Source organism: Aeromonas sp. QDB14 (assembly GCF_027707845.1).
In the GTDB taxonomy this organism is placed as follows: domain Bacteria; phylum Pseudomonadota; class Gammaproteobacteria; order Enterobacterales; family Aeromonadaceae; genus Aeromonas; species Aeromonas caviae.
In genome coordinates, this window is sequence record NZ_JAPCJD010000009.1 from 21,206 (window position 1) to 44,165 (window position 22,960).

A 22,960-nucleotide genomic window follows, 5' to 3' on the forward strand; every position below is an offset into this window, starting at 1 on the left:
GGTGCCCAGAGGCGACGAGATGGCCTGCCGGGCCTGTCGTTTCCCCCGTCAGGGGCCCCCGTTCAAGGCATGCCAACCCTGTTCCCGTCCGCCGCCCGGGCCAACGCCGGCGGCAGAACGACGTTTCTTTAACCGTGCTTTACATGGAGCAATGAGCATGTTGTCAAAGCGTATTATCCCCTGCCTCGACGTCAAAGATGGCGTGGTGGTCAAGGGCGTGCAGTTTCGCAACCACGAGGTGATGGGCGGCATTGTCGACCTCGCCCGCCGCTACGCCGCCGAGGGCGCCGATGAGCTGGTCTTCTATGACATCACCGCCTCGAGCGACGAACGGGTAGTGGACAAGAGCTGGGTAAGCCGGGTAGCGGAAGTCATCGACATCCCCTTCTGCGTCGCCGGTGGCATCAAGAGCGTGGAGGATGCCCGCCAGATCCTGGAATTCGGGGCCGACAAGGTCTCCATCAACTCCCCCGCCCTGGCCGATCCCACCCTGATCACCCGGCTCGCCGAGCGCTTCGGCGTGCAGTGCGTGGTGGTGGGTATCGACTCCTACTTCGATGCCGCCCTCGGTCAATATCAGGTCAAACAGTTTACCGGCGACGAGAGCCGCACCCGCACCACCAGCTGGACCACCCTGGAGTGGGTACAGGAAGTGCAGCGCCGGGGCGCGGGGGAGATAGTGCTCAACGTGATGAACCAGGACGGCATGCGTCAGGGGTACGACCTTGAGCAGCTCAAGCTGGTGCGCGCCGTGTGCAAGGTGCCCCTCATCGCCTCCGGCGGCGCCGGGGCCATGGCGCACTTTCGCGATGCCTTTACCCTGGCCGACGTGGACGGGGCGCTGGCCGCCTCCGTGTTCCACAAGGGCCTCATTCCCATTCCCGAATTGAAACGCTGGCTGAAAAACGAAGGAGTCGCCATCCGTGAATAATCAAGCAGTAGACAATGCATTGCCGCTGGCCGAGCGCCTGGACTGGGCCAAGTGTGAGGGCATGATCCCCGCCATCGTCCAGCATTCCCTCAGCGGCGAAGTGCTGATGCAGGGCTTCATGACCCGCGAGGCGCTGGAAAAGACCCAGACCACCGGCCAGGTCACCTTCTTCAGCCGCAGCAAGCAGCGCCTGTGGACCAAGGGCGAGAGCTCGGGCCATGTGCTCAAGCTCGTCGCCATCACCACCGACTGTGATCAGGACTCCCTGCTCATTGCCGCCGACCCGGTCGGCCCCACCTGCCATCTGGGCAACCCCTCCTGCTTCGACGGCCACCCCATGCCGCCGCTCGGCTTCCTGGCCGAGCTCGAACAGATCCTGGCATCACGCAAAGGGGCAGATCCCGCCACCAGCTACACCGCCAGCCTCTATGGCAAAGGCACCAAGCGCATCGCCCAGAAGGTGGGTGAAGAGGGGGTGGAAGTGGCCCTGGCCGCCATGGCGAAAGACAGGGAAGAGCTCATCAACGAATCCGCTGACCTGCTCTACCACCTGACCGTCTTGCTGCAAAACGAAGGCTTGGGTTTGAAGGATGTGGTGCAGCGCCTGCATGAGCGCCACACCAAGTAATTATTGAATTCTGTTCAACAAAACGGGCCCTGTGGGCCCGTTTCATTTCATGATTGCCCCCTCGCCGGGGATGGCTGGCCCCGCGCCGCCCTCAGCCGATACGGGTCCAGAAGCTCATGTTGACCGAGTCATGGTCAAGCAGGGTCAGGTACTCCCCTGCCACGTCGTTGTGCAGCCACTGCTGGCAGTAGGCTTCCACCAGCGACTGGCTGGGGGCCATCACCACGTCCGCATAGAGGCCGTCGGCGCCGCGCAGCAGGCAGTGCATGATGAGCCCGGATTGCTGGACAAGAAACTCGGACTCGACCCGCCGTGACAGGGCGAGCAAATCCGCCTCCGTCACCCCTTCCCTGAGCCTGAAGGTAGCAAATTCGACGCCCCCTGCCTCTTGCATGTCACCCTTGATGATCATCTCGTTTTCTCCGTTGTGGATGGTCTGGAGAACCCAGCATAACGAAGGGCTACTGACAGCCTTGTGTCAGTCCTGAATGACTTTTTCGGCGCCACTGCGCCCAGGGGGGAACGCGTCCGACTGGCGCAGGGCAAGGTAATCGGCCAGGGTCGCGCCAGATGGTGCCCCTTCTCCCGGTCGGCACGGCGCCAGGGTGTCGATGCGATCCACCCTGAAATCCCGGTAGGCCCGGCGCAGCGCACACCAGGCGCCGAGCGTCCAGCATCCGCCCCAGTAGAAGAGCCCGAGGGGAAAGAGCTGGCGTTCCGTCCTGCTGGCGCTGGCATCCCGGTAGCCAATGTGCAGCCAGTGACCGGCCGTGATGGCGTCGTGCAACCTGTCCCAGCGAGCGTATGCAGGCTGCGCCGTGGGATAGTCCGGTACCCGCACCACGGGGACGCGAGGTGCCCGAGCCTCCTTGGCGGGCAGGGCCGCCTCAATCTTGGCGAGCAGGGCGCGGGCCGGATCGGCCATCCCCTTGCCCGTCAGCACCGCCACCAGGTTCACCCCGGTGATGAGGGCCTCCAGCTCGGCCGCACTCAGTTGCAACGGGGCCATTTCGAACCCCTCGCTCAGCCGATAGCCCAGCCCGGCTTCCCCGTAAACCGGAATGCCCGCCAAAGAGAGATCGTCGATATAGCGGTAGATGGTGCGCTCCGACACACACAGGCGCGTCGCCAGCTCCCGGGCGGTCAGGGGTTGATGCGCCCGCAGCAGGTTGGTCAGTTGAAACAGTCGGTCCGATTTTCTCACAGGCATCCTCAGGCTCGCGGGACATGGCAGGCATGGTAAGCCGGGACGGGCTCAAAAGGCACGTCTTGTTGGCTGGCGACCGCTCCTGCTTCTTTGCATCGCGCAACACAAAACGGGCCCGCAGGCCCGTTGATGGCTCGGCGCCTTTGTCGTCACGCCAACTGCTTGCGCAGCATGAATTTCTGCACCTTGCCGGTGGAGGTCTTGGGCAGCGGGGTGAAGATGATGCGCTTGGGGGCCTTGAAGTGGGCCATCTGCTCGCGGCAGAACGCAATGAGCTCGGCCTGGGTGAGCTCGCGCCCCTCCTTGAGCTTGACGAAGGCGCAGGGCACCTCCCCCCAGGTCTCGTCCGGCATGGCGATCACCGCGGCTTCTTCCACATCGGGGTGGCGATAGAGCACGTCTTCCACCTCCAAGCTGGAGATGTTCTCCCCGCCGGAGATGATGATGTCCTTGGATCTGTCCTTGATCTCCACATAGCCGTCCGGGTGCCAGACCGCGAGATCCCCGCTTCGAAACCATCCCTGTGCCATCGCCTCCTCGCTCGCCGACGGGTTCTTGAGGTAGCCCTTCATGACGATGTTGCCCCGCAGCACTATCTCTCCCAGGGTCTTGCCATCCATGGGGACCGGCTCGCCGCTGACGGGGTTGATGACCCGCATCTCTCCTTGCAGGGGGGAGGCCACCCCCTGGCGCGCCTTGAGACGGGAGAGGGTGGTGGCATCCTGCCCCTGCCAGTGTCTTTGCGGCTCGCACACCACGCAGGGGCCATAGGTTTCGGTGAGGCCATAGACATGGGTCACGGCGATCCCCATCGCCTCCATGCCGGCGATCACGGTGGCGGGTGGCGCTGCCCCCGCCGTCATCGCCTTGACGGGGTGGTCGAGTCCCTGCTTGAGGGCCGGATCGGCATTGTTGAGCATATTGAGCACGATGGGGGCGGCGCAGAAATGGCTCACCTTGTGTTCGCGCAGCGCCCCGTAGATGGCCGCCGCCTGCACGTGGCGCAGACAGACGCTCACCCCGGCGGTGGCCGCCAGGGTCCAGGGGAAGCACCAGCCGTTGCAGTGAAACATCGGCAGGGTCCAGAGGTAGACGGGGTGCTTGGTCAGCTCCCAGGAGAGGGCATTGTTGACCGCATTGAGGTGGGCGCCGCGATGGTGATAGACCACCCCCTTGGGGTTCCCCGTGGTGCCGGAGGTGTAGTTGAGGGAAATGGCCTGCCACTCGTCCGCCGGCAGCCAGCCGGGTTCGTCCCCGTCCCCCAGGGCGATGAACCCCTCGTAGTCGAGCTCGCCGACCAGCTCCCCTTCCCGGTAGAGGGGATCGTCGATGGCGATCACCAGGGGCTGACTATCAATGAGAGAGAGCGCCTTTCGCACCACGGCGCCAAACTCCCGGTCCACCAGCACCACCTTGATCTGGGCGTGCTGGAAGATGAAGGCCATGGCGTCCGCATCGAGCCGGGTGTTGATGGTGTTGAGCACGGCGCCGCTCATGGGTACCCCGAAGTGCGCCTCGAACATGGCCGGTACATTGGGGGCGACGATGGAGACGGTGTCCCCCTCGCCAATGCCGCGACGGCGCAGGGCCGAGGCGAGCTGGCGGCAACGGCGTTCGGTCTGGGCCCAGCTCTGGCGCAGGGGGCCGTGGATCAGCGCCGGATAGTCGGGATAGACCCGGGCGGCCCGCCCCAGAAAGCTCAAGGGGGTCAGCGCCTCGAAATTGGCGGGCGTCTTGCCAAGGCCGGCGTCGTACATGTTCTGCTCTGTCATCGGATCCTTCCTCACAGGGACACAAAACGGGGTGGCTCTCGCGGTTCACCACGACCGGCATTGCGCCCTGATGCGGGGCCAGGACGCCGGCTGGAACCGGATGAAAGGGTATCAAGGGGGCCAGATCCCAGGTATTAGCGAAACGTCTTAGGGGCCCTCGGCCCTGCTCTCCCTGTCGCCAATCGCCGACGCTATTTTTGCGCGGTCACTTTTTGCGCAGTCAGCCCCTGTCGCGATCCCGTGGCCCTTGCCTTGAGCCTGCGGCGCAAAATGCGAAGAATGATCCCAAGCCCTCAACGGGTATGCGTACGAGGAGAAGAGTGATGAACAAATCCATGTTGGCAGGTGTCGGGATCGGTGTGGCCTCTGCGCTGGCATTGTCGGCGGTCGCCAGCGGATCCCTGTTTTCATCAGAGCCCCAGTTTGCCGAGGTGCTGGCCAGCAAGCCGGTGACCGAGACCATCAAGACGCCACGTCAGGAGTGCCGCAACGTCACCCTGACCCACCGCAAGCCGGTGCAGGACGAGCACAAGATCCTGGGTACCGTGGTTGGCGCGGCCTTGGGCGGCGTGGTCGGCCACCAGTTTGGCGGTGGCAGCGGCAAGAAGGTGGCCACCGCCGCCGGTGCCGTGGCAGGGGGTTATGCCGGGAATCAGGTGCAGGGCAACATGCAGGCGGGCGATACCTACACCACCACGGAGCAGCGCTGCAAGACGGTGCAGGAGAGCAGCACCCGCACCATCGGCTATGACGTCACCTACCGCCTCGCCGGCCAGGAAGGGGTGGTACGCATGGAGAAGCAACCCGGCCCCACCATTCCGGTCAAGGATGGCAAGCTGGTACTGAGCAACGCGCAGGGTTGATACTCCGTTAGGAGCGCCCTGCCATGAGGAAGGCCCACCACGACGGTGGGCCTTCCTCATCTTCGCAACCCAACCTGTCTGCAACAAGTCTTCCCAACAAACGTCTTCCCAACTAAGAAAGGGGCCCGCAGGCCCCTTCTTGTTGCTCAATCATCCTCAGTGGCGACCGAAGGGCCACCAGGACTTGTCGTTGTCCAGAATGTCGACCCGGGTCTGCTGCAGGGCGCCGGGCTGGCCCCCTTCCACCCGATCGAGACTCACCCTGAACTGCTCGGTGGGCTCCACAAACCAGTCATCGATGATCAGCACCTTGACCGACTTGCTGCCCCCCTCGCCCGCAGCCCAGCTCACCGACTGACCGAACCAGGGCAGGAAATCCAGCCCCCAGCGCGCCGTGACCCCGTCAAGGGCCACCCGGGCCCGGGCCGGCTTGCTCAGATCGCCGCTGCGCACCAGGGGGATCTCGGCAAACCACTGCCCCTCGTTCACCGTGATACTGGCCTGAGCCAGCGAGATGGTGGACGGTGCCAGCTTGTCCTTGATGGTCACCAGGGTCTGGTGCTGATCCCCCAGGGCCGCGCCACTCGGGTCAAACAGCTCCAGGGTAAAGGTCTCGTCCCCCTCGTGCAGGGTGTCGCTCTTCACCGGGATGCTGATGGTCTGGGGCTCGCTCTGCCCGGCAGCCCAGTGCAGGGTACCGGTGAGGGGGGCCACGTCGCTTGCGTCCGCGCTGCCATGGACGATGCGATAACTCACGCTGGCCTCACCATGGCTGCCGTCGCGGCGCGCCACGCTCAAGACCAGGGTGTTGCCCTCCTCCACGTTCGCAGCGGCGCTCTCGAGGCTCAATACCCCGGCGGGCGGCAGCGGATACTGGATGGCCACCAGCACGGGATCGTGATCCGAGGCGCTGAAGGGCCCTTCGGATTTCGCCAGCTGGCCGCTGTACTTGCTGCCGTACTCGAAGAAGTTGCTCTCGGCGGAGTTGATGTGCCAATCCTCAATGCCGATCACCTTGGCCGCGAGGCTCGGGTTTGCCAGGGCGTGATCCAGGTTGCCGAGCTCCCCTTCATAGCTGTAGGAGTAGGTGTCGGTGCCGTGGAAGCGGGTGTTGAGGTTCACAAACCCATACCCCTTGCCAAGGGCGCTGCCGCTCTCCTCGAAGGGCTGGCCCGCCAGGGTGGTGAAGGAGGCGCTCATGATCTGGCGCGATTGGGCGGCCGGATCATAGTCGGTCAGCACCCGAATGGGATCCTCCATGCCGTAGGCGTTCATGTCGCCGATAAGCAGCAGATCCCCGGCCAGATCCTTGAGGCGCTCCCCCAGCACCTTGGCGGCGGAGACCCGCAGCGCGTTGCAGTGGCCCTGGCCATCCAGCGGATCGGCGCTGGCGTAGTCGGGGTAATCCTCGAAGCAGGCGGAGCCCTTGGACTTGAGGTGGTTGACCACCAGGGTCAGCGGCGCATCCCCCTTGGGCGAGCTGAAGCGCTGCACCAGTGACTCGCGCATCCCCTGATTGATGGTCACCGGCTTGCCGCTGGCGTCCACCGCCTCAGCCTGCTGCACCGGCAGCGCGATAAGGCTGGCGGCCCCTTGCGGGCTCACCTTGGCGGGCCGGTAGATGAGCCCCACCGTGATGGCGTCGGTGCCAATGGGCTTGCCATCCGGCGAGGCAATCCAGCGGTAGTGATCCGCCTCGTCCGGCAGGGCTGCGTTCAAGGCCGCCACCAGATTGGCGATGGCAGAGTTGTCGCCATAGCCGTTGTTCTCGATCTCCATCAGCCCCACCACGTCGGCATTGAGGCGGGTGATGGCGCTGACTATCTTGGTGCGCTGCAACTCGAACTCCGCCACCGTCAGGGCGCCCCGGTTGCTGCCAGTGGGGTTGGCATCGCCCCCCACCACCGTGGTGAAGAAGTTGAGCACGTTGAAGCTCGCGACCCGCAGATCCCCCGCCTCGGCGAGCTCAGGGGTCTCCACCCGACCCCAGCCATTGTGATCTATCTGGCTCGCATCGATGCGATTGCTGGCCACCAGCCTGAACAGGTTGTAGGAGTAACCGAGCGCCCCCTCCAGCCCGTTGAGCTTGTCGCCGATGCGCAGGTAACCGTCCTCGGCGTTGAAGCCGGGGAACCAGGGCAGCACACCGTCCGGCGCCTTGGCGTCGGTCTCCACCACCAGCTGGTTCTGCTGGTTGCGAAGGGCCCAGTCGCTCGCCTCCTGGCTCATGGCGGCAAATTTCTGGGTCGACTTGATGAGCGGCGCACCATAAGAGAGCACCAGGTTGTTGCGCTTGCCGTCGTAATCGAAGCTGAAGTTGCGGGTCACCACCAGGCTGGATTCAGGCACCAGCCGCACCTGCATCCCCTCGTGACGCTCCAGCAGCTCGGTCAGGCTCTCCCCCGCCACCGGCACCAGATCCACTGCCGCCGGCACTGCCCCAGCGGGCCGAGTCACCACCAGATCGTCTGCGTTGATCTGGGTCTGGTTGAAATACTCCTTCACCTTGCCCGAGACGCACACCTCGGCCCCCGGCACGATGGCGGCATTGGCCTTGGTGGTGTAGACGAAGAGGCCGTCGGAGGTGGCCGGATCGCCATCCCCTAGCTCATCTTGAATGAAGAAGCCCTTGTAGAGGCCGCTCACTACCTGGGTTACCACACCGCGAGTGGCATAGGCCTGTTCCGATTCAAACTTGCCGGCCGGCACCAGCGGGCTGCTGGTACCGGGGCCCTGAATGGCGGGCACCGGCACCAGGTTGTCCACCGGGCAGACGAAGGCGGGCGGCTGGGTGCCATCGCAGGGACCATCGCCGCTGCAACCCAGGCCGCTGGCGTCATCTTTCGGGGCCGCCACGTATTCCTGCGCCGGATCAAAAGGCGACGTCGCATCAGTGCGGCCGATGCTGACGGTGGCCTTGCGGCGCAGGGTCATGTCCAGGGTCGAGACATTGCCCGACACCCAGGCCGTGCCCGGATCCACCCCTACCTGGCCGACGCTGTCGATTATCTCGCTGCCGCGATAGAGCACCAGGGCGTCGTCACCGTTGAACACCAGGTTGCCGCTGGTCTGGGTCGTCTTGGCCAGGATCTCGGCATTTGCGGAGGGGTTGGCCAGCACCAGACTGGCCCCAGGGGCGAGGGTGCCTTGCAGCGCCAGGCTGTTGGTGGGGGCATCGGTGATGGGTTTGCCGTTGGCGTAGAGGGCCAGCCGGTATTGGGAGAGATCGACAGCGTCGCTGCCGAGGTTGCTCAGCTCCACCGCCTTGTTGTTGCCGGACCCTTCCAGGTATTCGGTGATAAGCAGTTGCGCCTGTGCCTGTCCAGCGAGCGCCAGCCCGACGGCCAGCGCCACCAGAGAGTGTCTTCCTGACATGGTCAGTTTCCTTTTTTATTTGCAGATCATGTTATTGGCGCCCCGCACAAGGCGGGCCGCAGCACCTTGGATGCAGCCATCAACGGGAGGCATGTCAGCCCCCGGCCGAAACTGCGCGCCCACTCTGCCCCGTCGGCGCCGGGGCTGCTGCGAGCTGGCTAACAATGACAACAAAATGTTGCGCCAAGGTGACGGGCAATACCCGAATGGGCAGTGTCTGCCATCGCTGCGCAGGAAGTTGTCGCTCCCCAGCCCCTGCTGGCTGCCTCTGTCAGGGAGCGACATCGGCGCCGGGGCAGACGGGGGGAACACTACGGCGGCCCCTGCCCGGTACCATTTCGTGAGCAACCCCACTCACAGACTCCGGATCATGGACAAATCCATGGGTGCCATACCGGGCGCCACCCCCTGCGTGGCCCGAAAAGGCAGAAAACCGGGGGATGAGACTCTCTCCTGGTGCTCTTGTGGAACCGGTTCCATTAATGACAGAAATAACAAGAGAGGGGATGACACAAACGTTTGTTGCTTTTGCGCTCACGAATAGCAATAGTTCTCACTTTCTTTTTTGACCGTCTCTATTCTCGAGGTGCTACAAGATGTTTCGTCACCCCCTGGCAAAGTTGCTGCTGCTCGGCCAGCTCGTCCTGGTGAGCTGGATGGCGCAGGCCGCCCCCCCCGTTGAAGTGGAAGATGTGATGGGCCGCAAGGTCTCCCTCAGCCTTCCGGCAAACCGTATTGTGCTCGGTTTCTATCCCGAAGATTACCTGGCGGTGGCCGGTGAAGGCGGGGCCGAACGCCTGGTGGGCATGTCCCTGGGCTGGTTCATGAAGTCCCGTCCCGCCATCTGGTCGCTCTATGTGGCCAGCCAGCCACAACTGGCCAAGGTCCCCGACCTTGGCAACGTGCAGGATCAGAGCTTCTCCATCGAGAAGACCCTGGCGGTCAAGCCCGACCTGGTGATCCTGGCGAAGTGGCAATATGAGGCCCTGGCCGCCGACCTGCCACGCCTTGAGCAGGCAGGGATCCCGGTGGTGGTCATCGACTACAACGCCCAGACCCTGGCACAGCACATGGCGAGCACCCTGCTGCTTGGCAAGCTGACCGGCCAGGAGGCCCGCGCCCGGAAGATGGCCGACGAGTACAAGGCCAAGATTGACACCATCACCTCCCGCATTGCCGCCGCGAAGCGCACGCCGCCCCGGGTCTACATCGAGCTGGGTGACAAGGGCCCGGCCGAGTACAGCTACACCTATGGCAAGGACATGTGGGGCGCCATGGCCCTGCTGGCCGGTGGCGACAACGTGGCCGCCCCCTTCGTCGATCGCTGGGGCCCCATCCACCCGGAACAACTGCTGGCGAGCAAGCCCGAGGTGATCCTGATGGCGGGCTACGAGAGCGTGAGCAGTGCTGTCGCCATGCAGGTGGGCCAGGATGTGTCGGCAGAGACCGTGCGCCAGCGTCTGCAAGGCTTTGCCGCCCGTCCGGGCTGGAGCGAGCTGCCTGCGGTGAAGGAGGGTCGCCTCTACGCGGTCTATCACGGCGCCACCCGCAGCATCATGGATGCCGCCCTCATCGAGTTCATGGCCAAGGCCCTCTATCCGGATCTCTTCCAGGATCTCGATCCCCTGGCCACCTATCAGGCGTTCTATCAGCACTACCTGCCCATCCGTCCCCAGGGCACCTTCATGCTGGGCATCAAGCAGGATGACGCAAGCTAACCCCGGCAATTCGGGTGTGGCCCACCTCGGCCACGCCCTCTTCAGCAACCCTCTTGGATTGTGTGGGCGCCTCTTGCGGCGCCCGTTTCAGGATTGACATCATGAATGATTTGGCTGCCCTGCAGCAGACCCTCGCCCGGCAGCGGCAACGGGAGCGCCGTCGCTGGCACTGGCTCCTGCTGCTCGCCCTGGTCCTGTGCATTACCCTGGTGCTCGACATCGCCACCGGCCCCTCCCTGCTGGCCCTGCACGACGTGATCGATGCCCTGGTTTCCCCCGCCCAGGCCGATCCCATGACCCGCACCATCGTCCACGACATGCGCCTGCCCATCGCCCTCATGGCTCTGGTGGTCGGAGCCTCCCTCGGCCTTGGCGGCGTGCAGATGCAGACCCTGCTGGACAACCCCCTCGCCAGCCCCTATACCCTCGGGCTCGCGGCGGCGGCGGGCCTTGGCGCGGCGCTGGCCCTCTACACCGGCGGCCTCGGACTTCCTCCCCTGGTGGCCATCCCGGCCGGTGCCTTCATTGTGTGCATGTTTGCCGCCTGCCTGCTGTTTGGCCTGGCCATGATGCGCCATGTCAGCAGCCAGACCCTGATCCTGGCGGGCATCGCCCTGCTGTTCCTGTTCCAGTCCCTGCTCTCCCTGCTGCAGTTTCTCTCCTCCCCCGAACTCAACCAGCAGATCCTGTTCTGGCTGTTTGGCAGCCTGATGCGCACCACCTGGGACTCCCTGATCATCACCGCCGTCGTCACCCTGATCTGCACCCTGCTCATCTACCGGGATGCCTGGGCCCTCACCAGCCTGCGCCTCGGGGAAGCCCGCGCCCGCAGCCTCGGGGTCAACGTCGACAGACTGCGCATGAAGACCCTGGTGCTGGTCGCCCTGCTCACCGCCACCGCCACCAGCTTCGTCGGCGTGATCGGCTTCGTCGGCCTGGTGGCCCCCCATATCGCCCGCATGCTGGTGGGGGAAGATCAGCGCTTTTTGATCCCCCTCTCCGCCCTGTGCGGCGCCTGCATGCTCTCGGCGGCCTCGGTGCTCTCCAAGTCCATCATTCCGGGGGCCCTGTTCCCCATCGGTATCGTCACTGCGCTCATTGGCGTGCCCTTCTTCATCTGGTTGATCCTCGGCAGGGGGCGTAAACGTGCTTGAAATATCCCGACTCTCCCTCTCCCTCGGCCAGCAGACCTTGCTGCGGGATCTCAGCCTCACCCTGCATCCGGGTCAGGTCCATGTGATCATCGGCCCGAACGGGACCGGCAAGACCTCCTTGATGCGCACCCTCTTTGGTGAACTGACCCCGGACAGTGGCGACATTCGCCTCGGGGACCAGAGTGCCCGCCAGATGACGCAGGCCAGGTGGCGCCAGCAGTTTGGCTACATGCCCCAGAACATCCAGCTGGAGCTGGATCTCAGCGTCATCGAGGTGGTGGTGCTGGGGCGCCTCGACAGCCTCTCCATGCGCCTCGCGGACGAGGACATCCTGGCTGCCGGCCGGGCCCTGCAGGCGCTCGGCATCGCCCATCTGGCGGATCGCCCCCTCTACTCCTTGAGCGGCGGCCAGCGGCAGATGGTGCTCTTCGCCCAGGTGCTGCTGCGCGACCCCCGCATCATGATGCTGGACGAGCCGGTCAGCGCCCTGGACCTGCACCACCAGATGCAACTGATGGAGCACCTGTGCCAGCAGACCCGGGAGCAGCAGTGGATCACCCTGGTGGTGCTGCACGATCTCAACCTGGCCGCCCAGTTTGCCGATCAGCTGATCGTGCTGGCAGGGGGAGATCTGCAGGCCTTCGGCCCCCCCGCCCGGGTGCTCGACGCGGCCCTCATCGAGCGCCTCTACCAGGTGCCGGTGGAGATAAGCCACGATCAGCACGGCATCCCCTTCCTCAGAACCCTGCGAAAGACATCATGACACAGTACTGCGCCACCCCGGCGACCACCGCCCCACGCGCTGGCGGGAGGCGATCATGAACGGCGCCTCCTACTGGCGGGACTGGCAGGGCATGAGCCCGGCCGCCCGCCTGCTCATCACCAATGGGCTCGCCTTCAACCTCGGCTTTTACATGATGATGCCCTTCCTCGCCCAGCACATGGGCAGCGGGCTCGGCCTGGCCGGCTGGGCCTGTGGCCTCGTCATGGGGATGCGGGTCTTCAGCCAGCAGGGGCTCTTCCTGTTGGGCGGTACCCTTGGAGATCGCATCGGCTACCATCCCGCCATCGTCTGGGGCTGCCTGGTACGATCTTTAGGCTTCGTGCTGCTGGGCTGGGCCGAGTCCCTGCCCATCCTGCTGCTGGCCGCCGCCCTCACCGGCTTTGCGGGGGCCCTGTTTACCCCCTGCGCCCAGGCCTACCTTGCCAGCGAATGCCACAACCCGAGCCAGCGTCAGCGCGCCTTCGCCCTGCACAATCTGGCCAGCGAGGCGGGCATGCTGCTCGGCCCCCTGGTCGGCCTCACCTTGACCCAGCAGAGCTATACCCTGACGGGGATCCTGGCGGCGAGCCTCTTCGCCCTGCTCGGAGTGCTGCAATACCGGGTGCTGCCCAAACGCCCGGTGAGCAACCAGAGCCCCCGTGGCGCCATCTTGCGCCAATGGGGGGAGATAGTGCGCCAGCGCCCCTTCATGGGGTTCACCCTGCTGGCAGGCAGCTACCAGATCCTGTTCCATCAGCTCTATCTCGCCCTCCCCGCCCATATCCAGAGCCTGCCGGACGCCACCCACCTGCTCGGCGGCGTCTTCACCCTCTCGGCGGTGATCGGCGTTCTGCTCCAGCTCCCGGCCTCCCGCCTGGTGGAGCGCCGCCTGGGAGTACCGCTCGCCATGGGGCTGGGGATAGGCATGATGGGCTTGAGCTATCTCGCCCTGCCCCTGCTGGCACCCTGGCCGACGGCAGGCGTGTTGACGCAGGTGGCCCTGCTTTCCCTGGGCTCCATCCTCTGCTTCCCGCTCTTCGCCGCCCAGCTGCCCCGCTACGCCCCCCCTGAGCAGCTCGGCAGCTACTACGGCTTCTATGCCAGCGCCGGTGGCTGCATGGCGCTCTTTGGCAACCTGCTCATCGGCTTTATGCTGGGGGATGCGGGCAGCCGCCCCGCCACCGCCATCTGGTGGCTGCTGGCCCTCGCCGGGCTGCTGGCGGGAGTTGGCCTTTATTCCCAGCTGCGCAAGGATGGCCAGGTTCAGCCTGCTCCCCATCACTAAACAGGGCGGCCAAGGCCGCCCTGTTTTATTCCCTTTCTCCCCCTTCCACTCTCTGCCTTATCCGGCTAAACCGGCTTCAAAACCTTGTCAGATACGCGAGCAAGCTCGGCTGTACTCGATGAGCAAAACAACATCGGACATGCACGATAGCAATAAAAAGGACGCCATCGGGCGTCCTTGAAGAGGAAGACAGAGCAGGGTCAACTCCCCAGATGCAGCGCCAACCAGACCGCCAGCGGGATCACCACCACCGAGAGCGCATTGCCGCCGAGCACAATACTGGCCACCTTGTCGGGCTGACACTGGTACTGCTCGCACAGGATGTAATTCAATACCGCCGGGGGCAGCGCCACCGACAGCATCAGGAGTGGTATCCAGTCAGGTTCGAGGGGCAGCAGCCAGACGGCGAGCCCCAGGGAGATGGCTCCCGCCAGCAGATAGAGCAGGTTGCACTTGATGGCCAGCCCCAGGTGATCCAGCTCCCCTTCCATCAGCCGGATGCCTAAGGCAAACAGCATCAGGGGCACCGCTATCTGGCCGAGCAGGGCGGCGCTGGTCACCAGGTATTCCGGCAGCGGGATATGCAGGTTGGCCACCAGCAGCCCGGCGAAGGCGGCCCAGAGCACGGGGCTTCTCAGCCAGAGCCAGCGGGAGCTGCTGGCCGAGAGGATGAACATGCCCACCGAGAAGTGGAGCAGGTTGGAGAGCACAAAGAGGATGACGATGGCGCCGAGCTGCTGCTCGCCAAAGGCGAGCACCATCAGCGGAATGCCGAGGTTGCCGGTGTTGCGAAACATGGCGGGCAGGATCAGCGCGGCCCGCTCTATCTCCTTGAGTTTGAGCAGGGAGAGCAGCAAACCGGGCAGCAGGATCACCAGGGCACCGGCCCCCACAAGGGGCAAGTGCGCCGCCAGATCCACGGGGTATTTCACCAGGGCCGAGAAGACCAGCGCCGGGGTAAAGAGCTCGATATTGGCCCGGTTGACATAACCCAGGGCCCCGCCCGGTCGCAGCCGCCCATAGAGGGCGCCAAGGCCCACCACCGCAAACACGGGAATGACGATATTGAGCAGGGCGCTGAACATGAGTATCCCGTTTACAGTTCGCGGGCCGGGCGTCCCATCAGCACCACGGGGTCCAGCGTCACCTCCTGGCTGCCGTTGCTGACCCAGAGCTGGCCGTCGGAGATGGTGCAGGTGAGCTGCATGGTGCGCTCCACCATGGCCGCCAGGGGCAGGGTCTGGCTGTCGGAGAGTTCGATGACGCTCAGGTTGTCGTGCAGACCGAGCTTGCCCTGGTTCTGCTTCCACCAGACGCTGGTGCCACGACCGCCATAGAGGTAGAGCACCACCTGGCGAGAGCGATTGCATGCCTTCTTGAGACGGCGCTCGTCCGGCTGACCCAGCTCAATCCAGAGTTCAATCTCGTCGGAGTAGTTCTTGCACCAGAGCTCGGGCTCGTCGTCGGCAGAGAGCCCCTTGGTGAACTCCAGCCGCTCGGCGGCATGCCAGGCGAAGGCCGCGAGGCGGATCATCATGCGCTCGTCGGTCTCGGAGGGGTGACGGGCCAGGGTGAGGGAGAAGTCCTGATAGAGATTGCGATCCATGTCAGACAAGCTGATCTGGGCCTTGAAGATGGTTGCCTTGAGCGCCATAGAAGTCGTGAATACCTGATAAAAGAGAAGGGGGCGGACATGCCGGGCGTCAGTGTAATCAAAATGGCCGCCGGGTTCGACCGTCTTGCGCTCCCTTTACCCCATCAGGGGCGGGCAAGTGCTTCAGAAGCACAAAAAACAAATGCCAGTCGTGAGACTGGCATTTGGCGGCATGAACGAGAGTGACTCACTTCTCGGCGGACTTGACCCCGAAGGCATTGAGCAGCAGGCAGCAGGTCACTGCCACTGCCACGAACCCGCTCAGGAAGATAAAGGGCATGGCCCCATACCCCAATACAGTCCAGATGGTGTGTTCAAGCAGACTCATAGTGTGTCCTTCATCCAGTGAAATGGGTGTCCCTTTCGTGACGGGGTCGCCCCCGTTCCTGATGAGACTATTTGACCTCAACCCGCGCCTGAGTCCTATGCCACCAAAGTAATAAATGGGGCACCTGTTTGCGCCAGATCAAGGTTTTACCCCTCTCCGCCCCTTTTTCTTCGCGCCCCCGCCCCAAACCGGGAAGGTACGCCCAACAAAAAGCGAGGCGACCTTGGGGTCGCCTCGCTCGATGCATGCCGTCGAGAGCCATCAGTAGAAGGTCTGCTGCTCCGCCGCCATCGCTTTCAGCCGCGCACAGGGGGCGAAGCGGTCGCCAAAACGCTTCTGATGGTGCTCAAGGCGCCCCACCAGATAGTCGATGCCGAGGCTGTCCATGTAGCGGAACGGACCGCCCAGGAAGGGAGGGAAGCCGATGCCGAAGATGGCGCCGATGTCGCCGTCCCGGGCCGAGGCCACCACGCCGCCATCCAGGGCCATGGCTGCTTCGTTGAGCATCAGCAGCACGCAGCGCTCGGCGATCTCCTGCCTGGCAAGCTTGGCCTGGGGCTTGACGCCCAGCACGTCGTAGACGCTCGCGTCCACCGTCTTCTTGCCCTCCTTGCCGGTGAGCTTGTTGCGCGGGGCCGCCTTGCCATAGAGATAGAAGCCCTTGCCGTTCTTGCGCCCCTTGCGATCGTCCTCCAGCAGCTTGTCAAAGGCCTTGGGCGCCTGGAACTGCTCGCCACCCAGCTCTTTTTCGAGGATGGGGGAGATCTTGGCCCCCACGTCGATCCCCACCTCGTCCAGCAGGGTGATGGGGCCGACTGGAAAACCGAAGTCGAGCAGAGCGCCGTCCAGTACCTCCACCGGCTCCCCTTCCAGCACCAGGCGCGCCGCCTCGTTCATGTAGGGCGCCAGGATGCGGTTGACGTAGAAGCCCGCCTCGTCCTTCACCACGATGGGGGTCTTGCCCTGGGCCCGGGCGAAGGCCAGGGTGGTGGCCACCGTCTCGGCGCTGGTACCCGCGTGGGGAATGATCTCGGCGAGCGGCATCTTGTCCACCGGGCTGAAGTAGTGCAGCCCCACCACCCGCTCCGGATGCGTCGCCGCCGAGGCGATCTGGTGGATGGGCAGGGAGGAGGTGTTGGAGGCAAACACGGTGTGCTCGCCGCACTCGCGCTCCACGTCCTGCACCATCTGGTGCTTGAGGTTGATGTCCTCGAACACCGCTTCCACCACCATGTCCACCCGGTGGAACCCGGAATAGTCCAGGGTGCCGGTGAGCAGGCTCATCTGTTTCTCCAGCTCACTGCGCAGCAGTTGGCGACGCTTGAGCTTCCTCGCGAGGAGGTCGTAGCTGTAACGCATGGCATTGCCGATGCCGGCGCTCGCCACATCCTTGATCCGCACCGGCACCCCCGCCTTGGTGGCGGTGACGAAGGCGATGCCGCCCCCCATCAGGCCGCCCCCCAGCACGGCGGCATGACCCACCTTACGCGGCTCGGCCCCCTGATAGCTCACCTCTTTCTTCATCTCCGTGGTGGCGAAGAAGAGGGAGCGCAGGGCGGCGGATTCCGGCGTCATCACCAGCTCGCCGAAGTGGCGGGCCTCGGCCTGCAGGCCGGCCTGCATCCCCTCCTCCACGCCGATGCGCACCACCTCGATGATACGCTCCGGCGCCGGGTAGTTGCCCCGGGTCTTGGCCTTGACCCCCTTGCGGGCCTGATCGAACAGCACCTTGCGACCAAATTTGTTGGTCTCCAGCACCTTGCCCTGCAGATCCCGTTTCAGGTGGTGGCGCGGCTTGCCCTTCTTGGCAAGCTTGATGGCGGCCTCCAGCAAAATGGACGGGGGCACCATGTCATCCACCAGCCCGAGCTTCCTGGCCTGTTTGGCCCGCACCTGCTTGCCGGTCAGCATCAGATCCAGTGCCTTGGCCACCCCGATGAGGCGCGGCAGGCGCTGGGTTCCGCCGGAGCCCGGCAGCAGGCCGAGCTGCACTTCCGGCAGGCCCAGCACGGTTTTACCGTGATCGGTCACCACCCGGCCATGACAGGCGAGCGCCAGCTCCAGCCCGCCGCCCAGGCAGGGGCCGTGAATGGCGGCGATCACCGGGATCCCCAGGGCTTCGATCTCGGCGAACACGTCCTGTCCGGCCCGGGACAGCGCTTCGGCATCCTGGGCGCTGGTGCAGGCCGCCAGCATGGCGATGTCGGCCCCGGCAACGAAGGAGTCCTTTTTGCCGGAGATGATCACCAGGCCAATCAGATCCCCGTTCCCCTTTACCTCGGCCAGCAGAGTGCGGATCTCGTCCGCAAAGGAGGCCTTCAGGGTGTTCATGCTCTCACCGGGCACATCCATGGTGAGGATGCCGATGCCGTCTTTGCGAATATCCAGAGAAAAAGTCTTGGCACTCATCATTCCACCTCCAGCACCATGGCCACACCCAGCCCACCCGCCGCACAGGCGGTGTTGAGCCCCAATCCCCCACCCCGGCGCCGCAGTTCATGCAGGGTCTGGGTGATCATGCGCGCCCCGGTGGCGGCAAAGGGGTGACCAAAGGCCAAAGAGCCGCCGAGCACGTTGAACTTCTCCATGTCCACCTCGCCGATGGCCTGATCCCGGCCCAGCTTGTCACGGGCAAATTCGGCGCTTGCAAACATCTTGAGGTTGGCCAGCGTCTGGGCGGCAAAGGCTTCGTGCATGTCGATGAGGGTGAGATCCCCAAGGGTGATGCCGGCACGGTCCAGCGCCAGCGGCGTGGCATAGGAGGGGCCCATCAGCATGTCCTGCCAGACATCGATGGCGGAGAACGCGAAGCTGCGGATGTAACCCAGCGGCTCCAGACCCAGCTCGCGGGCCCGCCCTTCACGCATCATCAGCACGGCGGCGGCGCCGTCGGTGAGCGGGGTGGCGTTGGCGGCGGTCACCGAGCCGTGAGCCCGGTCAAACACCGGTTTGAGCTTGGCGTAACTCGCCAGATCGGAGCTTTCGCGGATGTTGTTGTCCCGCTCCAGCGGCGACTTGTAGGGGGGCACGTGGGCGGTGAACACCTCGCCACTCAATTTGCCCTGGGCCCAGGCTTCGGCCGCCAGGGTGTGGGAGCGGTGGGCCAGCGCATCTTGCGCCTCGCGGCTGATCTGGTGGGTCTTGGCCATCTGCTCGGCGGTCTGCCCCATGGAGAGACCGGTGGAGTACTCGGCCACGGCCGGGGGCACCGGCAGCAGGTCCTTCAGGCGCAGACGGCGCAGAATATTGAAACGCTGCTGGAGGTTGCGCGCCTTGTTGAGATCCACCAGGGCGCGGGCCAGAGACTTGCTGACCCCGATGGGCAGCACGGAAGAGGAGTCGGCACCGCCGGCGATGGCGATGTCCACCGTGCCGGCCATGATGGATTCGGTGACATTGGCCACCGCCTGGAAACTGGTGGCGCAGGCGCGCGACACGCTATAGGCATCGGTGCTGACGCTCATGCCGGTGCCGAGCACGATCTCCCGGGCGATGTTGGGCGCTTCCGGCATCTGCACCACCTGGCCGAACACCAGCTGGTCGATGAGCTTGGGGTCGAGATCGGTGCGGGCGAGCATCTCGCTCACCACCAGTTTGCCCAGATCCACCGCAGGCACGCCGTGAAAAGCGGTGGCCTGCTTGGCAAAGGGGGTGCGCAGACCCGCCACGACGGCTATCCGTTCGCCCTGGCGAGTCGTCAGTTTCAATGGCTGTTTCATCCTGGCTCCTTGGGTTAAAAAGGCAGAGGTCTGACCTCATTGCGCCACATCTTAACAATCCAATCACAACTTTCATACGGCTGATTGAAACTAAATTGTCCCCATCTTGCCACCCTCCCTCGCCCTTGTGAGCCAACTGGGGTATAAAAAGATCAACTTCCATAAAAACAACGGGTTTATCGCATGGCAGCGGCCGAGTTCAGAGCACTTGGAGACTATCTGGGCAGCCAGATCCTGGGACAGGGCCCCCTCATCGAGGGGCTGCTGATCGCCCTGTTATGTGAAGGACATGTGCTGATCGAGGGGGCCCCCGGTCTTGCCAAGACCCGGGCGGTCAAGGCGCTGGCCGGCGCCGTGGAGGGGCGCTTTGCCCGTATCCAGTTCACCCCGGATCTGCTCCCTGCCGATCTCACCGGCAGCGAGGTCTTCCATCCCCAGGATGCGAGTTTCGTGTTTCAACCCGGCCCCCTGTTCAACCACCTGGTGCTGGCGGACGAGATCAACCGGGCGCCGGCCAAGGTGCAGTCCGCCCTGCTGGAGGCCATGGCCGAGCACCAGATCACCGTGGGCAAGAAGAGCTGGCGCCTGCCCTCCCTCTTCATGGTCGCCGCCACCCAGAACCCCATCGAGCAGGAAGGGACCTATCCCCTGCCGGAGGCCCAGCTCGATCGCTTCTTGCTCAAGCTGCTGGTGGATTACCCCAGCCCCGCCATGGAGCTGGCCATCCTTCAACTCAACGCCCGTGGCGACGCCCTGCCGACGCCGCCGGTCACCCTGAGCCAGTCCGACTTGCTGGAAGCCCGCACCGCCGTTCAAGGGGTACAGATGCAGGGGCGCCTCGAGCACTATCTGGTGCAACTGGTGTGCGCCACCCGACCCGGCAGCGGCCTGTGCCCCGAGTTGGAACCCCTCATTGCGGTGGGTGCCAGCCCCAGGGCCAGCATCGGCCTCGCAAGAGCCGCACGGGCCCGGGCCTGGCTCGCCGGGCGCGACTTCGTATTGCCCGAAGACATCCAGCAACTGGCGCCAGCCGTGCTGCGCCACCGCCTCATCCCGAGTTATCAGGCGCTGGCGGACAACCTCGATAGCGAGGCGCTCATCACCCTGCTGCTGGATGCCATTCCATGCCCCTGAACCGACCCCCACAGGCAGCCCTGTCGCCATGACCCCCGTCGCCGAGCCCCGGGATCACCCCGACATCGCCCTCACCCTCGAGCGGCTGCTGGCGGTGCGCCTCTGGACGCGCCAGAGCGAACGTGCCCGCATTCATCAGGCGGCCCAGGGGCGTATCGGACGCCAGCCCGGGCTGCATTTCAGGGAGCTTCGCCTCTATCAGGCCGGTGACGAGGTGCGTCACATCGACTGGCGGGTCACCGCCCGCCTCGGCCGCCCCCACACCCGCCTCTACGGGGAAGAGCAGGATCAGGCCCACTGGTTGCTGCTGGATCTCTCACCCGCCATGTACTTTGGCTCCCGCGCCCAGCTCAAGGCCCGCCTTGGCTGCGAGCTGGCCGCCGCCCTGCTCTGGCAGGGGGAGAAACAGGCCAATACCTTGATCTGCCAGGGCGCAGCCCCCCACACAGAGCACCAGCGCGGCTCTCTCATGCCTCTGCTGGAAGCGCTCTGCCGCCATTACGAGGCAGGGCTGGATCGCGCCCCCCCACCCTGGACGCTGGCCCAGACCCTGGCACGACTCACCCTGCCCCACGGGGCCAGATTGACCCTGATAAGCCATCACCAGGCACCGGACCAGGCCCTCTGCCAGCAGTTGCAACGCCTTCGCCTGCGCCACGATATCCACTACTGGCAGATCCGCGATCCCCTGGAAGCCGCTCTGCCCGAGCAGGGCGGCGGCCAGCTGGCAGTGCAGGCAGGCAGACACAGCGGTTGGCTCGCGGGAGAAGACCCCCGCTTTCGCGCCCGCTACCAGAGGGCGGCCGACGAGCAGGCCGAGGCCTGTCGCCAGCAGTTGCTGCCCCTGGTGACGCGCCTCTATCGCCTCGACAACGGCGCCACCCTGCAACGCCAGTGGCAGGAGGGCGGATGCCGTCTGTTTTGAGGGGGGAGCAGGGCGTGCCCGCACCGGATGCATATCGCCAGCCCTCGTCCAGCGAGGCCTTGCAAGCCATTCGTGCCGAGCTGCGCGACATCCACCAAGGCCCCGCTCTCGAGCCTGCACAGGATCCTCGCCTGATGGCCCTCGGTGGGCTGCTGATCGCGGCGATCGCCGCTTGCCTGATCGCCATGACGGCCCTCACCCTGTGGCGCCAGCGCCACTGGGCGCATCGGATAGACTGGCAGGCCGACGATCTCGTCCCCAGGCTGCAGGATGCCCTGCGAGAAGCGGCCATGGCCCGCTGGCCCGAGGCGGCCCCCCTGCAAGGGGAGGCTTGGCTCGCCTGGCTGGACAGCAAGGGGGGGAGCGATTTTTCCCGGTTTGCCGCCCAGTGGCCGCTCTGGCTCTATGGGGGCAGAATGCCCGATGAGGCGCAGCGCAAAAGATTGCGCCTCGCCTATCTCGCCTGGGGGCGACGCTGCGTCAGCGCGCCGCGATTCCCGACAAGCAAGCGAGGGGCCCCTTCCCCGGAGGGTACGCGATGATCCTCGCCTGGCCCTGGTTTTCCCTCGCCCTCGCCCTGCCGCTGCTGGTGCGCTTCGGCCTGCCTCCCATGAAGGGGCGCAAGGGAGGAAACCAGCTCGTTCACGGAGGTTTTCCCCTGCTCCGGCCCCAGGCGGGGCAGCCCTTGTGGCGCATGATGCTCTGCTGGTGCGCCCTGGTACTGGCCCTGTGCCGCCCCCAGTGGCAGGAGCCCCCGATCATTCACTACCAGAGCAGCCGAGACCTCATCCTGGCGGTGGATCTCTCCGACAGCATGCGCACCCAGGACATGCTGGATGACGGAGAGCAAACGGACAGGCTTGCCGCGGTGCGCCAGCAGATAAGCAACCTTGTCGCCTCCCGCCCGGGGGATCGAATCGCCCTGGTCGTCTTTGCCGATCACGCCTATCTGCTCTCCCCCCTCACCCAGGAGACCGGGGCCCTGCTCACCCTGGCCAGGGAGCTCGATTTCGATCTGGTGGGGCGCACCACGGCCCTGGGGGAAGCCATCCTGCTGGCACGCCAGCACGCCGACCCCACCCGCCCCACCGCCCTGCTGTTGGTGACGGACGGCCGCAATACCTCGGGCAATGCGGATCCCCTGACCGAGGCCAGGCTCGCCGCCAAAGCCGGCATCCGTCTCTATACCCTGGGGGTGGGCGCCGACCCCGACACCTTCGCCGCGCCCGCAGGGGACGCCGATCCCAGTGCCGAACTGGATGAAGCCCTGTTGCAGCAGCTGGCGACACTGGGAGGAGGCCGCTATTTTCGCGCCCGCAACCGGGGCGATCTCGCCGCCATCAACCAGGCCATCGACACCCTGGAGCCCCTCGCCCGGCCCCAGATCCTCTCCCGGCCCCACCAGGAGCTCTACCCCTGGCCACTGGCCCTGGCCTGGCTGCTGCTCTGCTGGCCAGCCCGCTGGCACATCCCCCTGTCACACAGGCCATCCCATGAGTAGGCT

General features: G+C 65.1%; 20 protein-coding genes. 11 read left to right on the forward strand and 9 right to left on the reverse strand.

Annotation, left to right across the window (positions count from 1 at the left end; translation table 11 throughout):
• Positions 1–157 precede the first annotated feature (157 nt).
• Both hisF and hisIE read left to right on the forward strand, forming a co-directional pair.
• The gene (gene hisF, locus PG887_RS04620) at positions 158–931 is read left to right on the forward strand and encodes an imidazole glycerol phosphate synthase subunit HisF (RefSeq protein ID WP_216987370.1); all 774 of its coding nucleotides are present in this window, start codon (positions 158–160) and stop codon (positions 929–931) included.
• A complete protein-coding gene (gene hisIE, locus PG887_RS04625; RefSeq protein WP_139737176.1) occupies positions 924–1,559 on the forward strand; it encodes a bifunctional phosphoribosyl-AMP cyclohydrolase/phosphoribosyl-ATP diphosphatase HisIE in 636 nt (211 codons plus the stop codon). Before hisF ends, hisIE begins: the two co-directional genes overlap by 8 nt.
• Before the next feature lie 91 nt (positions 1,560–1,650).
• On the opposite strand, the gene PG887_RS04630 is transcribed toward hisIE, so the two are convergent.
• The 3 genes from PG887_RS04630 to PG887_RS04640 all read right to left on the reverse strand — a co-directional run bounded on the left by PG887_RS04630 (position 1,651) and on the right by PG887_RS04640 (position 4,538).
• On the reverse strand, positions 1,651–1,971 hold the full coding sequence (locus PG887_RS04630; protein WP_042863838.1) for a hypothetical protein: 321 nt from the start codon (positions 1,969–1,971) through the stop codon (positions 1,651–1,653).
• A gap of 66 nt (positions 1,972–2,037) precedes the next feature.
• On the reverse strand, positions 2,038–2,736 hold the full coding sequence (locus PG887_RS04635; protein ID WP_270821257.1) for a helix-turn-helix transcriptional regulator: 699 nt from the start codon (positions 2,734–2,736) through the stop codon (positions 2,038–2,040).
• Positions 2,737–2,915: 179 nt separating this feature from the next.
• Positions 2,916–4,538, reverse strand: coding sequence for an acyl-CoA synthetase (locus tag PG887_RS04640; RefSeq protein ID WP_270821251.1), 1,623 nt, complete (start codon positions 4,536–4,538; stop codon positions 2,916–2,918).
• 323 nt (positions 4,539–4,861) lie between these two features.
• Here PG887_RS04640 and PG887_RS04645 point away from each other — a divergent pair, with 323 nt between their 5' ends.
• Complete coding sequence (locus tag PG887_RS04645) at positions 4,862–5,401, forward strand: glycine zipper 2TM domain-containing protein (RefSeq protein WP_010674678.1); 540 nt, start codon at positions 4,862–4,864, stop codon at positions 5,399–5,401.
• Positions 5,402–5,557: 156 nt separating this feature from the next.
• Here PG887_RS04645 and PG887_RS04650 read toward each other — a convergent pair whose 3' ends face one another.
• On the reverse strand, positions 5,558–8,776 hold the full coding sequence (locus PG887_RS04650; RefSeq protein ID WP_270821252.1) for an ExeM/NucH family extracellular endonuclease: 3,219 nt from the start codon (positions 8,774–8,776) through the stop codon (positions 5,558–5,560).
• Positions 8,777–9,372: 596 nt separating this feature from the next.
• Between PG887_RS04650 and PG887_RS04655 the strand changes: the two genes are divergently transcribed.
• From PG887_RS04655 to PG887_RS04670, 4 genes are all read left to right on the forward strand, one after another.
• Positions 9,373–10,494 carry an ABC transporter substrate-binding protein gene (locus tag PG887_RS04655; RefSeq protein WP_039039122.1) on the forward strand — a complete coding sequence of 374 codons (1,122 nt, stop codon included), beginning with the start codon at positions 9,373–9,375 and terminating at the stop codon, positions 10,492–10,494.
• A gap of 101 nt (positions 10,495–10,595) precedes the next feature.
• Positions 10,596–11,648 carry a FecCD family ABC transporter permease gene (locus PG887_RS04660; protein ID WP_010674675.1) on the forward strand — a complete coding sequence of 351 codons (1,053 nt, stop codon included), beginning with the start codon at positions 10,596–10,598 and terminating at the stop codon, positions 11,646–11,648.
• Positions 11,641–12,411, forward strand: coding sequence for an ABC transporter ATP-binding protein (locus PG887_RS04665; protein ID WP_010674674.1), 771 nt, complete (start codon positions 11,641–11,643; stop codon positions 12,409–12,411). Before PG887_RS04660 ends, PG887_RS04665 begins: the two co-directional genes overlap by 8 nt.
• A 55-nt stretch (positions 12,412–12,466) precedes the next feature.
• A complete protein-coding gene (locus tag PG887_RS04670) occupies positions 12,467–13,696 on the forward strand; it encodes an MFS transporter (protein ID WP_160837769.1) in 1,230 nt (409 codons plus the stop codon).
• A 200-nt stretch (positions 13,697–13,896) separates the two neighbouring features.
• Here PG887_RS04670 and PG887_RS04675 read toward each other — a convergent pair whose 3' ends face one another.
• From PG887_RS04675 to fadI, 5 genes are all read right to left on the reverse strand, one after another.
• Positions 13,897–14,781 (reverse strand): AEC family transporter, encoded by an 885-nt coding sequence (locus PG887_RS04675; RefSeq protein ID WP_160837771.1) that lies wholly within the window; start codon positions 14,779–14,781, stop codon positions 13,897–13,899.
• 11 nt (positions 14,782–14,792) lie between these two features.
• Entirely contained in the window at positions 14,793–15,350 is a 558-nt protein-coding gene (locus PG887_RS04680; RefSeq protein ID WP_010674671.1) for a YaeQ family protein, read from the reverse strand.
• A gap of 187 nt (positions 15,351–15,537) precedes the next feature.
• Positions 15,538–15,678: a TIGR02808 family protein gene (locus PG887_RS04685; RefSeq protein WP_010674670.1), complete on the reverse strand. Its 141-nt coding sequence runs from the start codon at positions 15,676–15,678 to the stop codon at positions 15,538–15,540.
• A 261-nt stretch (positions 15,679–15,939) separates the two neighbouring features.
• Positions 15,940–18,087 carry a fatty acid oxidation complex subunit alpha FadJ gene (gene fadJ / locus PG887_RS04690; RefSeq protein WP_160837789.1) on the reverse strand — a complete coding sequence of 716 codons (2,148 nt, stop codon included), beginning with the start codon at positions 18,085–18,087 and terminating at the stop codon, positions 15,940–15,942.
• The gene (gene fadI, locus PG887_RS04695; RefSeq protein ID WP_010674668.1) at positions 18,087–19,397 is read right to left on the reverse strand and encodes an acetyl-CoA C-acyltransferase FadI; all 1,311 of its coding nucleotides are present in this window, start codon (positions 19,395–19,397) and stop codon (positions 18,087–18,089) included. Before fadI ends, fadJ begins: the two co-directional genes overlap by 1 nt.
• A gap of 183 nt (positions 19,398–19,580) precedes the next feature.
• Between fadI and PG887_RS04700 the strand changes: the two genes are divergently transcribed.
• Genes PG887_RS04700 through PG887_RS04715 form a run of 4 tightly spaced genes read left to right on the forward strand, consistent with a single transcriptional unit; the run spans position 19,581 to position 22,957 of the window.
• On the forward strand, positions 19,581–20,531 hold the full coding sequence (locus PG887_RS04700) for an AAA family ATPase (RefSeq protein ID WP_052815041.1): 951 nt from the start codon (positions 19,581–19,583) through the stop codon (positions 20,529–20,531).
• Positions 20,532–20,559: 28 nt separating this feature from the next.
• Complete coding sequence (locus PG887_RS04705; RefSeq protein ID WP_160837773.1) at positions 20,560–21,456, forward strand: DUF58 domain-containing protein; 897 nt, start codon at positions 20,560–20,562, stop codon at positions 21,454–21,456.
• Positions 21,441–21,998: a DUF4381 family protein gene (locus PG887_RS04710; protein WP_223954245.1), complete on the forward strand. Its 558-nt coding sequence runs from the start codon at positions 21,441–21,443 to the stop codon at positions 21,996–21,998. The genes PG887_RS04705 and PG887_RS04710 overlap by 16 nt, the downstream gene beginning before the upstream one ends.
• Positions 21,995–22,957 (forward strand): VWA domain-containing protein, encoded by a 963-nt coding sequence (locus tag PG887_RS04715; RefSeq protein ID WP_052815044.1) that lies wholly within the window; start codon positions 21,995–21,997, stop codon positions 22,955–22,957. Before PG887_RS04710 ends, PG887_RS04715 begins: the two co-directional genes overlap by 4 nt.
• Positions 22,958–22,960 lie beyond the last annotated feature (3 nt).

What these genes read in the sequence shown, in the direction of transcription:
- PG887_RS04680 (WP_010674671.1), bottom strand. Translation starts at nt 15,350, where the DNA reads ATGGCGCTCAAGGCAACCATCTTCAAGGCCCAGATCAGCTTGTCTGAC.
- PG887_RS04710 (WP_223954245.1), top strand. Translation starts at nt 21,441, where the DNA reads ATGCCGTCTGTTTTGAGGGGGGAGCAGGGCGTGCCCGCACCGGATGCA.
- PG887_RS04705 (WP_160837773.1), top strand. Translation starts at nt 20,560, where the DNA reads ATGACCCCCGTCGCCGAGCCCCGGGATCACCCCGACATCGCCCTCACC.
- PG887_RS04655 (WP_039039122.1), top strand. Translation starts at nt 9,373, where the DNA reads ATGTTTCGTCACCCCCTGGCAAAGTTGCTGCTGCTCGGCCAGCTCGTC.
- PG887_RS04700 (WP_052815041.1), top strand. Translation starts at nt 19,581, where the DNA reads ATGGCAGCGGCCGAGTTCAGAGCACTTGGAGACTATCTGGGCAGCCAG.
- hisF (WP_216987370.1), top strand. Translation starts at nt 158, where the DNA reads ATGTTGTCAAAGCGTATTATCCCCTGCCTCGACGTCAAAGATGGCGTG.
- PG887_RS04645 (WP_010674678.1), top strand. Translation starts at nt 4,862, where the DNA reads ATGAACAAATCCATGTTGGCAGGTGTCGGGATCGGTGTGGCCTCTGCG.
- PG887_RS04660 (WP_010674675.1), top strand. Translation starts at nt 10,596, where the DNA reads ATGAATGATTTGGCTGCCCTGCAGCAGACCCTCGCCCGGCAGCGGCAA.
- PG887_RS04630 (WP_042863838.1), bottom strand. Translation starts at nt 1,971, where the DNA reads ATGATCATCAAGGGTGACATGCAAGAGGCAGGGGGCGTCGAATTTGCT.
- PG887_RS04675 (WP_160837771.1), bottom strand. Translation starts at nt 14,781, where the DNA reads ATGTTCAGCGCCCTGCTCAATATCGTCATTCCCGTGTTTGCGGTGGTG.
- PG887_RS04650 (WP_270821252.1), bottom strand. Translation starts at nt 8,776, where the DNA reads ATGTCAGGAAGACACTCTCTGGTGGCGCTGGCCGTCGGGCTGGCGCTC.
- fadJ (WP_160837789.1), bottom strand. Translation starts at nt 18,087, where the DNA reads ATGAGTGCCAAGACTTTTTCTCTGGATATTCGCAAAGACGGCATCGGC.
- PG887_RS04685 (WP_010674670.1), bottom strand. Translation starts at nt 15,678, where the DNA reads ATGAGTCTGCTTGAACACACCATCTGGACTGTATTGGGGTATGGGGCC.
- PG887_RS04640 (WP_270821251.1), bottom strand. Translation starts at nt 4,538, where the DNA reads ATGACAGAGCAGAACATGTACGACGCCGGCCTTGGCAAGACGCCCGCC.
- PG887_RS04670 (WP_160837769.1), top strand. Translation starts at nt 12,467, where the DNA reads ATGAACGGCGCCTCCTACTGGCGGGACTGGCAGGGCATGAGCCCGGCC.
- fadI (WP_010674668.1), bottom strand. Translation starts at nt 19,397, where the DNA reads ATGAAACAGCCATTGAAACTGACGACTCGCCAGGGCGAACGGATAGCC.
- PG887_RS04715 (WP_052815044.1), top strand. Translation starts at nt 21,995, where the DNA reads ATGATCCTCGCCTGGCCCTGGTTTTCCCTCGCCCTCGCCCTGCCGCTG.